This is a genomic window from Streptomyces sp. NPDC054887, assembly GCF_053610585.1.
The window spans coordinates 1-11,235 of sequence record NZ_JBSGYQ010000117.1 but is presented as its reverse complement, the minus strand read 5'-3'; the positions used below and the strand labels follow the sequence as shown (position 1 = coordinate 11,235).

The window sequence follows — 11,235 nt, the reverse complement described above, 5'->3', positions numbered from 1 at the left end:
CCCCCGCGCCGTGCGCGGGGGCCCCTCGGCATCGTCCTTCGCGGGGGCGTACGGCGACCTGCCGTACGCGGCCCCTCAGACGCCCAGCGCCTGCTTGACCTGCGCGAGGCTGGGGTTGGTCATGACCGACTGCTCGCCCTGGTGGGGGATCACGAGCACGGTCGGGACCGTCTGGTTTCCGCCATTGGCCTTCTCGACGAACGCCGCGGACTCCGGGTCCTGCTCGATGTTGATCTCGTTGTACGCGATGCCTTCGCGGTCCATCTGGCTCTTGAGCCGACGGCAGTAGCCGCACCACGTGGTGCTGTACATCGTCACAGTGCCCTGCATGTCCTCGGCGCTCCTTTGCTCGGCTGGGGGTCCGTTGTCCCAGAGGCTGAACGTACGCGACCGCGAGGCCATTCCCGTACCGGTAGTACCGGCCCCCCGGCCCTGTGGACAACGGCACCTCCCATCTCTCCCGACCTGGCAGCATGGCTGTGTGACAGCAGCAACGCACTCCTCTCTTTTCCCGCAGGTCCCCGAGTCGGCGGACGCGGTGCTCGAAGGGCTCGACCCCGAGCAGCGCCAGGTCGCGGAGGCACTGCACGGTCCGGTGTGCGTCCTGGCGGGGGCGGGCACCGGCAAGACGCGCGCCATCACGCACCGCATCGCGTTCGGCGTGCGCGCCGGGATCCTCCAGCCCGCCAGCGTGCTGGCCGTCACGTTCACCAACCGGGCCGCCGGGGAGATGCGCGGGCGGCTCCGCCAGCTCGGCGCGGGCGGCGTCCAGGCCCGCACCTTCCACTCCGCCGCCCTCCGCCAGCTCCAGTACTTCTGGCCGAAAGCCGTCGGTGGCGATCTCCCCCGGCTCGTCGAGCGCAAGGTCCAACTGGTCGCCGAGGCGGCGGCACGCTGCCGGGTCCGCCTCGACCGCAACGAGCTGAGGGACGTGACGGGCGAGATCGAGTGGGCGAAGGTCACCCAGACCGTCCCCGGCGACTACCCGGCGGCGGCGGCCAAGGCCGGCCGGGAAGCTCCGCGGGACGCGGCCGAGATCTCCCAGATCTACGCGATGTACGAACAGCTCAAGCGCGACCGAGGCATGATCGACTTCGAGGACGTGCTGCTGCTCACTGTGGGCATCCTCCAGGACCGCGACGACATCGCCGACCACGTCCGCAGCCAGTACCAGCACTTCGTCGTGGACGAGTACCAGGACGTCAGCCCGCTCCAGCAGCGGCTGCTCGAACTGTGGCTGGGCGACCGGCCGAACCTGTGCGTCGTCGGCGACGCCAGCCAGACGATCTACTCCTTCACCGGCGCCACCCCCGACCACCTGCTGAACTTCCGCACCAAGCACCCGGACGCGACGGTCGTGAAGCTGATCCGCGACTACCGGTCGACGCCCCAGGTCGTGCACCTGGCCAACGGGCTGCTGAGCCAGGCGCGCGGCCGCGCCGCCGAGCACCGGCTGGAGCTGGTCTCCCAGCGGGAGGCGGGCCCCGAGCCCGTCTACACCGAGTACGCCGACGAGCCCGCCGAGGCCGAGGGCACCGCCCGCCGGATCCGGGACCTCATCGACGCCGGCGTCCAGGCCGGCGAGATCGCCGTGCTGTACCGCATCAACGCCCAGTCGGAGGTCTACGAACAGGCACTGGCCGACGCGGGAGTGCCCTACCAGCTGCGGGGCGCGGAGCGGTTCTTCGAGCGCCAGGAGGTGCGCAAGGCGATCAACGGGCTGCGCAGCGCCGCCCGCTTCGGGAACAACGACCCGCTCCTCGACGACGTGGTCGACCTGCCCTCCCAGACCCGCGCCGTCCTCAGCGGCAGCGGCTGGAGCACCCAGCCCCCGGCCGGCTCGGGCGCGGTCCGTGACCAGTGGGAGTCGCTGGCCGCCCTGGTCCGTCTCGCCGAGGACTTCGCCAAGACCAGGCCGACCGCGACACTGGCCGACCTCGTGACCGAGCTCGACGAGCGCGCCGCCGCCCAGCACGCGCCGACCGTCCAGGGCGTCACCCTCGCCTCGCTGCACTCCGCGAAGGGTCTGGAGTGGGACGCCGTGTTCCTGGTCGGCCTGACCGAGGGCATGATGCCGATCACCTACGCCAAGACCGACGAACAGGTCGAGGAGGAGCGACGCCTCCTGTACGTGGGGGTCACACGCGCGCGCCTGCACCTCCGTCTGTCCTGGGCGCTGTCCCGTTCCCCGGGCGGCCGGGCCTCACGCCGCCCGAGCCGCTTCCTGAACGGGCTGCGCCCCGGTTCCTCCGCCCCGGGCAGCCGCGGAGCGAGCGCCCGGGGCGGCTCCCTCGGCACCGGCGCCACCGCGGTCGGCGCCGCCAAGCGCAGGCGCCGGAGCTCCGCTCTGTGCCGGGTGTGCGGCAAGACCCTCACCGACGCCGGCGAGGTGAAGCTGATGCGGTGCGAGGACTGCCCGTCCGACATGGACGAGGGTCTGTACGCACGCCTGCGCGACTGGCGGGCCGGCAAGGCCCGGGATCTGGGCCAGCCGGCGTACTGCGTCTTCACCGACAAGACGCTGATGGCCATCGCCGAGGCCGCGCCGGGCGAGCCGGGAGAACTGGCCGTGATCCCGGGGGTCGGCGCGCGGAAGCTGGACCGTTTCGGGGCCGATGTGCTGGCTCTCTGCGCAGGTCAGGAGCTTGAGAGGGTCGACCAGGAGGACTGATTCAAACTCGTCGGAAAAATAGTTTGCGCATGCCCCGCAGATCCCCATAGGTTCTTAACCACGGGAACAGCGACTTCTCTGAAGCCCTGATTCCGTGCTGTACTTATCCGAATACGTAGGGACCGGCCTCGCGCCATCAGGTCCCCGAGACGCCGAGAGGAGGCGAGCCCAGTGACCAGCTTCATGAACTTCACCAAAATGACCGATCGCTCGGTCGCCGCCCCCTGCTCGCTCGGCCTCTCGCTTCCTGGCACCGGTCTGTCCGTCATTCCCGCCGTCCGTCTGGCGTCCCTTGCGGGCCTGGCCGTCCTGGCGCGCAGTGAGCGACCGACCGAGGCACCGGCAGCAGCAGTAGCGACGGCACAGGCGCACGCCTACGCCTTCGCGGCAGCCGGTGCAGGAGCCAGGAACAAGAAGCAGACGCAGCACCAGACGATGTGGGCCTTCCGTGGGCTCGAACCCTGGAGTGATCCAGCCTGATCCAGGATCAGGCAGGCGCCTCCAGGGCCGCGGAACCCCACCAGGGATCCGCGGCCCTTCTGTTTTTCCCGAACGGGAAAAGCGGAGCGGAGGGGCCTCGGGACAGCAACCGCCACCCGGCCGACCGGCCGGAACGACTCGACGAGGAAACAACCACCGTGCAAATCGATACGCACGCCCCGTCCGTACCGCCTTCCCAAACGATCATCCCGCCCGGTCTCACGGAGGACTCAGCCTTGACTGCCCCGACTTCCCTCGCCCCGCTCACCGCGCTCACCGCGCTCGACGACGCCATCGAGAACCTCGGCGTACCCGTCCCCTGCCGCTCGTACGACCCGGAAGTCTTCTTCGCCGAGTCCCCGGCCGATGTCGAGTACGCCAAGTCGCTCTGCCGCACCTGCCCGCTGGTCGAGGCATGCCTCGCCGGTGCGAAGGAGCGCCGCGAGCCTTGGGGCGTCTGGGGTGGCGAGCTCTTCGTCCAGGGTGTCGTCGTCGCCCGCAAGCGGCCGCGCGGCCGCCCGCGCAAGAACCCGGTTTCGGCATGAACATCACCGGAACCATCGACCGACCCCATACGCACGATCCCAAGAAGCAGGCCCCGATGACCTCTTCCCCCAGCGAGCCGTTCGGCTCCGCTACCCACGACGTCACCATCAGCGGCGCGAACGACTCGCGTCAGAACAGGAACCGCGAGATGCAACTCATCCCAGAAGCCCTGGCCCGTGCCCATATGCAAGAACGCCGGCGGGAAGCCGAGGCGGAACACCAGGCCGTGCGCCTGGTCGCCGCCCGGCGGATGCAGCGGCGCGCCGAGCGCGTCTCACTGCGTGCCCGCCGCGCACTGGCCATGGCGGTCATGCAGTAAGTCGGTCATGCAGTAACCGGCAGGAACAGAGCAGGCCCTGGCTCCAATGAGCCCTCCGCGGGGGCCGGTCCGAACGGACCGGCCCCCGCGGTGCGTTGTACCGCCTGCGGACAGCCCGCCGGGGATATCGTCACCAAGTGCCGAGTCCATCCGAGCATCCCACCGACCCCGCCCGCCCGGGAAAACCCGCCGAGCCGGCCGACTCCAGGGCCCCCGCCCGGCCCGCCGAGACCGCCCATGGCGGAGACTCCGCCGAGTCCGCCGAGTCCGCCGAGTCCGCCGAGTTCGCCGAGCGTGCCCTGGGCGGGGAGAGCGCCGGGGCGGGTGACGAGGCTGTCGTGTGTTCCCGGTGCGGCAAGGCCGCCGAGAGCACTCCGCCGACCTGGACCTGCTCGGTGGAGAACGGTCGTCGCCACTACTTCTGCGACGACTGCGCGCGCGCCAACCTCAGGGCGATCGAGGGCAGGCTCGACTCGCCCTGGTGGTGAACGCCTCCCTCAGGCCCCGGCCACAGCCCCGTCCTCCTCGTCCGCCGAGGTCCGCGCGACCTCCTCGCTTTCTTCGGCCTCATCCGCGAGGAACCCGGGCAGCCACTCCTCCAGTTCCTGCCGCAGTCGCACGGTCGCGCCCAACTGGCAGAGCACTCCGATGGTGCTCAGGGTCACCCGGTGGATCAGCAGGTAGGCCGGCGGCAGGTTGAGCTGCTTCCCCAACTGGTGCGCGGGAGAGCGCACATCGGCGATCCGCGCCGCCTGCTGGCGTATCCAGCTGCGGGTGAACGTGAACTCGTCGACCTGCGCCGGCTCGATGATCGGGAGCAGGTACTCCAGCACCGCTTCCGGGTCGAGAGCGATCGAATCCTTCACGAAGCCCTCCTCGCGGAGGAGTTCGTACACCGCGTCGGCCTCACCGTCGATCGTCATCCGCAAGGAGGCGCCGATCGTCGCGGGCAGTCCGCCGGGCAGCCGGTCCACGGTGCCGAAGTCCAGCACCCCGAGCCGCCATTGACCTGCCCCGCCGTCCTCAACAGCATCGCCGTCGCCTTCTCCTTCCTCGACCTGCGCCGGGTCCGCCGGGAGGAGCCGGAAGTTGCCCGGGTGGGGGTCCGCGTGGAGCAGGCCGGTCCGGGCCGGCCCCGAGAAGAGGAAGCGGGCCAGCAGCTGCCCCGCCCTGTCCCGCTGCTCCGGCGTGCCGTCGGCGATCACGTCCGCCATCGGTATGCCGTCGATCCACTCGGTCACCAGCACCTGATCGCTCTGGTGCACCACGCCGGGCACCACCACGTCGGGGTCGTCGGCGAACCGCTCCGCGTGCTGCCGCTGGGCCGCTGCTTCCAGTTCGTAGTCCAGCTCCTCCGACACCCGGTCGCGCAGCTCGGTGATGAGCGGCTTGATGTCCATACCCGGCACCAGAGGACCGAGCAGCCTGGCGAAGCGGCTCAGCTGGTTCAGGTCGGAGAGCAGAGCGTCTCCGGCACCCGGGTACTGGACCTTGACGGCCACCTCGCGCCCGTCGTGCCACACGGCCCGGTGCACCTGGCCGATCGAAGCCGCGGCCGACGGCTTGTCCTCGAACTCGACGAACAGCTCGCGCCATTGCGCCCCGAGCCGCTCCTCCAGCACCGCGTGCACCGTGCGCGTCGGCATCGGCGGCGCGGCCTCCTGGAGCTTCGTCAGCGCCGCCCGGTAGGGCCCGGCGACCTCCTCGGGGAGGGCGGACTCGAACACCGACAGGGCCTGGCCCAGCTTCATCGCGCCCCCCTTCAGCTCACCGAGGACCTTGAACAACTGGTCCGCCGTCCGCTGTTGCAGCTCGCGCGCCACTATCTCCGCCGACTTGCCGCCGATTCTCTTGCCCAGGCCCCAGGTGGCTCGGCCGGCGAAGCCCAGTGGCAGTGCTGCCAGCTTGGCGGTACGGGTGACCGCCTTCCGGGGAAGATCAGACATGCGCCCCTCCAAATCCCAGACACCCGTGGCCGCCTGCGACGGTCACCCGGCCATTGTGTCCTGTGGCTCCCCGGCGCCCGAGGCGCACTCCGCGTGAGTCTGCCCACGCTCCCCCCGGAACCGCCCGCCCGCACCGCAGGAACAGTCGCGGTGCGGCGACACCGGTTCCAGCCTCCAGTCCAGCAGCGGCAGCGAAATCTCCCAGCGGACCCCCGTCGTCGCGGGCAGTTCACCGTCCAGGAACGACAGGGCGTGCGCTGCGGCCAGCCCCGCCACCGTGGTCGCCAGGCCGACGTCGCACGCCGGTACGGGCCCGCCGCGCCCGGAGCGCCACTGCGCCAGCATCCGCAGCCACCCGGGATCACGGTCCGCCCGCGCCAGCGCCATGCACTGCGCGCACGCGCTCCCGCCCGGCAGCACCAGCGGCCCCACCACCCCGCTGGCCTCCGCGACCCCCGCATAGAGATGAGGGGTCCCCGAATGCAGCCACGGCTCTGCGGCGACGGGATCGGGCGCGTACGCGGCGGTCCCGTCCCGGGGCGCCACGATCACCAGCGACAGAGCCGGCTCGCCCGCGGCCGAGGGCCCCGCTGCTCCGGCGCTCTCCGCCGCCCGGGGCGGACGGCCGGGCGCCGCCCGTCGTACCAGTTGCCGCGCCGCCACGTCCCGCCGCGCGCCCACCGACTCCACGCCCAGCCCACCCGGGGCGATGTCCCCGGGCTCGGTGGACCCGCCGTCGAGCACCTCGACCCGTCCCACGCCCCCGGCCGCCAGCACCGACGCGATCGTCGCGCCGACCCGGCCGGCGCCCCGCACCTGGACCCGCATCGCACGCCGTGCCGCCAGGCGCCGTGCCGCGCCGCCCGGTTCGGGGTGCACGACGGAAAGTGACGCCAGATCCGGACGAACCCGGTCGAACGTCTCCGCCCGTGCCCGCAGGGCATCCGCCTCCGCGCCGCCCGCCGTCGCGTCGTCGATCAGGCCCGCCGCCGTCAGTCTCCCCACCAGTTCGTCCACCCGGCCGTCGGGCAGACCCATCACCCGTGCCTCCTCCCGCAGCAGCGGAAGTCCGCGCGTCCCGTCGAGCAGCGCGAGGAAGCTCCCCGTAGCCGTGTCCACCGGGCCCACGGTCACCGCGTGCGCGGACGTCATGCCGAACTGCACGGTCTGCCGGTCCCGCCATGCGCGCCGCAACGCGGGCTTCACCATCGGATGCACAACGCCGCCCCCAATTCCCGTCCGTCAGGTCCCGTCCGTCTCCGTTCTCAGAATGCCCGGCAGGGCCAAAGGGGGTCGAAAGTTGTCCACAGGTGCCAGGTATTAGTCGTACGAGTCGTTCACCTGCCGCGCCGACGAGTGGATCGCGCGCGAACCATCCGGAGGTGGGACTTCCGCCACGGACAGCGGGTAACGTCGTGGCGTGCCCGTCGACCCCCTGAACCGCGCGACAAGCCAGCCGCCACAAGGCTCCCGGTCGAGCGCCGTCGAGGTCCGGCGAAGCGCCCGCCGCAGCAGGACGGTGTCCGCGTACCGCGAGGGCGACCGCACGATCGTGCTCATCCCCGCCCGCATGTCGGAGGCGGAGGAGCAGCGCTGGGTGACCGTGATGCTCGACAAACTCGCCGCCCAGGAGAGCAAGCGCGTGTTCGGCGACGCCGAACTGGCCGAGCGGGCCCACCGGCTGTCCGCCCAGTACTTCGAGGGCAGGGCGCGCCCCGCCTCCGTCCGCTGGGTGACGAACCAGAACACCCGCTGGGGGTCGTGCACTCCGGCCGAGGGCAGCATCCGGCTTTCGCACCGCCTCCAGGGCATGCCCGAGTACGTGGTCGACTACGTACTCGTCCACGAACTCGCCCATCTGCTCGTCCCCGGCCACGGACCGCGCTTCTGGCAGCTCCTGGAGGCGTACCCCCGAACCGAGCGCGCCCGCGGATACCTCGAAGGAGTGGTCGCCGCCGAGCGGCTGCCGCACCTCCCGGGCGCCCGCACCGAGTGAGGGGCCCGGCGAGTGACGCACGGTGATTGTGTACCGAGTGTGTACCGGCCTGGCCGGATGTCCCCGTTCGCGGGTTAGCCTGACGCGACGCATTCACCTCGGGATGGGGGACGGTCGTTACGCATGGCCAGGGAATTCCAACGCGGCCACAAGGCCAAAATCAGTGACCTCACAGCGGGTACGGATCTGTACGTAGGCGTGCAGATCGCGGCGCCCGGTCTCACCTTCGACATCAGCTGTTTCGGCCTCGACGCCAACGAGCAGCTCTCGGACGACCGGTATTTCATCTTCTTCAACCAGCCGAAGTCGCCCGAGGAGTCGATTCAGCTCCTCGGCGCGCAGTCGGGTGACACCGAGTCGTTCCGCGTCACGCTGGACCGCATCCCGGCGAACATCCACCGGCTCTCCTTCACCGCGACGATCGACGGCGCGGGGCAGATGTCACAGGTGGGCCCCGGGTACATCCGCATCGTCGCGGGTGGTGAAGAGGTCGTCAGGTACGCCTTCACCGGTTCGGAGTTCACCACCGAGCGCGCGGTGATGCTGGGTGACTTCTACCTCAAGGACGTGTGGCGCTTCGCCGCGGTCGGCCAGGGCTTCGACGGCGGGCTCGACGCCCTGCTGAAGAACTTCGGCGGCGAGGTCGCCGAGGAGCAGCCGGCCGCGCAGCCGCAGGCCGCGGCGCCCTCCTTCGCCCCGCCGCCCCAGGCCGCCCAGCCCGCGCCGTCCTTCGGCGCGCCCACGGCCCCGCCGGCGCCCGCGCCCGCCCCGGCCCCCGCGCAGGGCTTCGCGCCGCCGACCCAGCAGCCGCCGGCCCAGCACCCCGCGCCGCACCAGCCTGCCCCGCAGATGCACGCGACCCCGACGGTCGCGGCGCCGATGCCCATGCCGCCCCAGGCCGGCGCCGCACCGCAGGCCCCGCAGTCGCCGTACGGTCAGCCGCCCCAGCAGCCGCAGTTCGGCCAGGTCCCCGGCCAGATGCCGGGCCAGGCCCAGCCGCCGGCTGGTTACGGTCAGCCCGCCCCGTACGGCCAGCCCCAGGGCATGCCGCCGGGCATGCCGCCCGGGATGCCCCAGGGTGTGCCCCAGGGCGCCCCGCAGGGAGGCGGCGGCCTCAAGGCGGCCCTCCAGCCGTACCGCGAGGCAGCCACCGGACAGCGCTGGACGCCGCAGAACCAGCAGCTCATGCGCGTGGAACTCGGCCTGGGCGGTACGCCGATCCTCGCCCGCCAGGGCAGCATGGTGATGTACCAGGGCAAGGTGGACTTCAGCCACAAGGGCGCGGGCTTCACCGGGCGCATCGTCGGCAACGCGACCGGCCAGGAGATGCAGCTCATGCGCTGCTCCGGACGCGGCCAGGTCTTCCTCGCGGAGGACGGCGCGCACCTGCACCCCATCGAGCTCCAGGGCGACGGCATCTGCGTCTCCGCCGAGAACGTGCTCGCGTTCGACGAGTCGCTCCAGTACGAGGTCCGCCGCATCGAGGGCCACGGCATCCCCGGCGGCGCCCTGTTCACCATGCAGTTCCAGGGCACCGGCACGGTCGTCGTGAAGACGCACGGCGTCCCGGTCGTCCTTCCGGTCACGCCGACCACGTTCGCCGACGCCAACGCCGTCGTCGCGTGGTCCTCGGCGTCCCAGGTGATCCTCTCCAGCCAGGTGCGCCTGCGCCGCAACGCCTACCCGGGCCACAGCGGGGAGACCGTCAACCTGCAGTTCCGGGGAGCGCCCGGCAACTTCATCGTCGTCCAGCCCTACGAGGTCTGAGGGAGCCCGTCATGAATCAGCAACTCGCGGGCTTCGCCCCGACCCCGATCGCGGCACGCATGGAGAACCACGGGCGCGCGATGCTCAAGGTCGCCATGGCCACCGGCCAGGACCTCTACGCGCGCACCGGCTCGATGGTGGCGTACGAGGGCTTCATCCAGTACGAGCCCAACCCGCCCGCCGTACGCCAGATCGCGTCCCAGTGGGCCACCGGTGAGGGCGCGCCCGTCATGAAGTGCAGCGGCGACGGCCTGCTCTACCTCGCCGACTACGGCGCGGACGTCGTCGTCATCAACCTCAACAACGACTCGCTCTCGGTCAACGGCAGCAACGTGCTCGCCTTCGACGCGCACCTCCAGTGGGGCGTGGAGAAGGTCAAGGGCATGGCGAAGTTCGCCGGACAGGGCCTGTGGAACGTCGAGATCGCGGGCACCGGCTGGGTCGCCCTGACCTCGCGCGGCACGCCGATCGTCGTCGAGTGCGGTCGCGGCGAGGACGAGACGTACGTCGACCCCGACGCGCTCGTCGCCTGGTCCCCGAACCTCAAGGTGAAGGGCAAGCGCAGCTTCAAGGCGTCCGCCCTCGTCGGGCGGGGCAGCGGAGAGGCGTACCAGATGGCCTTCTCCGGCGAGGGAATCGTCGTCGTACAGCCGAGCGAGGACAGCACCGACCGCCTGCGGGTCCGGGGCTGAGGGGGAGCGAGAACACACCATGCAGAGCCCGCTTTTCAGTCACACCGAGCAGCAGTCCCAGGACCGGTACACCGTGCAGAACCCGCAGCTCCTGCGGGTCGCGCTGACCGGCCACGACGACATCCTCGCGCGCAAGGGCGCCATGGTCGCGTACCAGGGCCTGGTCGACTTCGACGGCGAGTACCAGGCGCACGGCCAGCGGCGCGCCCGGGCCAACACCGGTGAGGGCCTCGACCTGATGCGCTGCTCCGGGCAGGGCACCGTCTACCTCGCCAACCTCGCCCAGTACGTCCACCTCGTGGACGTCGACCGCGAGGGCATCACCGTGGACAGCGCCTACGTCCTGGCGCTGGACTCGGCGCTGCACACCGAGGTCATCGCCGTGGACAGCCAGTACGGCATCTCCGGGACCGGCAAGTACCAGCTGAACATCACGGGGCAGGGCAAGGTCGCGCTGATGACCTCCGGTCAGCCCCTGATGCTCCAGGTCACGCCGGACAAGTACGTCAACGCCGACGCCGACGCGATCGTCGCCTGGTCCAGCTCCCTGCGCGTGCAGATGCAGGCCCAGACGCACTCGTCGAACGTCCGGCGGCGGCGCGGCACCACCGGTGAGGGCTGGGAACTCAGCTTCCTCGGCCAGGGCTTCGCGCTCGTGCAGCCCAGCGAGGTGATGCCGCCGCAGAACGCGCAGCTCGGCGAGGGCATCGCCGCGCAGTTCGGCGTGGGGCAGCAGGGCGCCCGCGGCCAGAACCAGAACAACGCCTGGAACTGACAGCCCCGAGGCACGGGTGAGGGGCGGGCTCCTGGGAGCCTGG

The 11,235-nt window shown here is 71.3% G+C and carries 12 protein-coding genes; 9 read left to right on the top strand and 3 right to left on the bottom strand.

Annotation, left to right across the window (positions count from 1 at the left end; genetic code table 11):
- Positions 1–75: 75 nt before the first annotated feature.
- Positions 76–330, bottom strand: a complete 255-nt coding sequence (locus ACWGH0_RS33960) for a mycoredoxin (RefSeq protein ID WP_138897847.1) — start codon at positions 328–330, stop codon at positions 76–78.
- A 151-nt stretch (positions 331–481) separates the two neighbouring features.
- On the opposite strand from ACWGH0_RS33960, the gene ACWGH0_RS33955 reads away from it, so the two are divergent.
- From ACWGH0_RS33955 to ACWGH0_RS33935, 5 genes are all read left to right on the top strand, one after another.
- The gene (locus ACWGH0_RS33955; RefSeq protein WP_453408125.1) at positions 482–2,671 is read left to right on the top strand and encodes an ATP-dependent DNA helicase UvrD2; all 2,190 of its coding nucleotides are present in this window, start codon (positions 482–484) and stop codon (positions 2,669–2,671) included.
- A gap of 171 nt (positions 2,672–2,842) precedes the next feature.
- The gene (locus ACWGH0_RS33950) at positions 2,843–3,151 is read left to right on the top strand and encodes a hypothetical protein (RefSeq protein WP_453408124.1); all 309 of its coding nucleotides are present in this window, start codon (positions 2,843–2,845) and stop codon (positions 3,149–3,151) included.
- Between the two features lie 158 nt (positions 3,152–3,309).
- On the top strand, positions 3,310–3,696 hold the full coding sequence (locus tag ACWGH0_RS33945) for a WhiB family transcriptional regulator (protein WP_453408123.1): 387 nt from the start codon (positions 3,310–3,312) through the stop codon (positions 3,694–3,696).
- Entirely contained in the window at positions 3,693–4,016 is a 324-nt protein-coding gene (locus tag ACWGH0_RS33940) for a hypothetical protein (RefSeq protein WP_453408122.1), read from the top strand. The genes ACWGH0_RS33945 and ACWGH0_RS33940 overlap by 4 nt, the downstream gene beginning before the upstream one ends.
- A 299-nt stretch (positions 4,017–4,315) precedes the next feature.
- Positions 4,316–4,504 carry a hypothetical protein gene (locus tag ACWGH0_RS33935; RefSeq protein ID WP_453408126.1) on the top strand — a complete coding sequence of 63 codons (189 nt, stop codon included), beginning with the start codon at positions 4,316–4,318 and terminating at the stop codon, positions 4,502–4,504.
- A gap of 9 nt (positions 4,505–4,513) precedes the next feature.
- Here ACWGH0_RS33935 and ACWGH0_RS33930 read toward each other — a convergent pair whose 3' ends face one another.
- Positions 4,514–5,962: an ABC1 kinase family protein gene (locus ACWGH0_RS33930; RefSeq protein ID WP_453408121.1), complete on the bottom strand. Its 1,449-nt coding sequence runs from the start codon at positions 5,960–5,962 to the stop codon at positions 4,514–4,516.
- Between the two features lie 42 nt (positions 5,963–6,004).
- Entirely contained in the window at positions 6,005–7,180 is a 1,176-nt protein-coding gene (locus ACWGH0_RS33925; RefSeq protein WP_453408120.1) for a ThiF family adenylyltransferase, read from the bottom strand.
- Between the two features lie 202 nt (positions 7,181–7,382).
- Here ACWGH0_RS33925 and ACWGH0_RS33920 point away from each other — a divergent pair, with 202 nt between their 5' ends.
- The 4 genes from ACWGH0_RS33920 to ACWGH0_RS33905 all read left to right on the top strand — a co-directional run bounded on the left by ACWGH0_RS33920 (position 7,383) and on the right by ACWGH0_RS33905 (position 11,192).
- Complete coding sequence (locus tag ACWGH0_RS33920; RefSeq protein WP_453408119.1) at positions 7,383–7,958, top strand: M48 metallopeptidase family protein; 576 nt, start codon at positions 7,383–7,385, stop codon at positions 7,956–7,958.
- 123 nt (positions 7,959–8,081) lie between these two features.
- Positions 8,082–9,725 (top strand): TerD family protein, encoded by a 1,644-nt coding sequence (locus ACWGH0_RS33915; protein ID WP_453408118.1) that lies wholly within the window; start codon positions 8,082–8,084, stop codon positions 9,723–9,725.
- Positions 9,726–9,736: 11 nt separating this feature from the next.
- Positions 9,737–10,417, top strand: a complete 681-nt coding sequence (locus ACWGH0_RS33910) for an AIM24 family protein (protein WP_453408117.1) — start codon at positions 9,737–9,739, stop codon at positions 10,415–10,417.
- A gap of 19 nt (positions 10,418–10,436) precedes the next feature.
- Positions 10,437–11,192 carry an AIM24 family protein gene (locus ACWGH0_RS33905; RefSeq protein WP_453408116.1) on the top strand — a complete coding sequence of 252 codons (756 nt, stop codon included), beginning with the start codon at positions 10,437–10,439 and terminating at the stop codon, positions 11,190–11,192.
- The last annotated feature ends 43 nt before the right edge of the window (positions 11,193–11,235 follow it).

Excerpts from the sequence above, each read along its gene's own strand:
- ACWGH0_RS33960 (WP_138897847.1), bottom strand. The coding sequence starts at position 330 with ATGCAGGGCACTGTGACGATGTACAGCACCACGTGGTGCGGCTACTGC.
- ACWGH0_RS33940 (WP_453408122.1), top strand. The coding sequence starts at position 3,693 with ATGAACATCACCGGAACCATCGACCGACCCCATACGCACGATCCCAAG.
- ACWGH0_RS33930 (WP_453408121.1), bottom strand. The coding sequence starts at position 5,962 with ATGTCTGATCTTCCCCGGAAGGCGGTCACCCGTACCGCCAAGCTGGCA.
- ACWGH0_RS33915 (WP_453408118.1), top strand. The coding sequence starts at position 8,082 with ATGGCCAGGGAATTCCAACGCGGCCACAAGGCCAAAATCAGTGACCTC.
- ACWGH0_RS33910 (WP_453408117.1), top strand. The coding sequence starts at position 9,737 with ATGAATCAGCAACTCGCGGGCTTCGCCCCGACCCCGATCGCGGCACGC.
- ACWGH0_RS33905 (WP_453408116.1), top strand. The coding sequence starts at position 10,437 with ATGCAGAGCCCGCTTTTCAGTCACACCGAGCAGCAGTCCCAGGACCGG.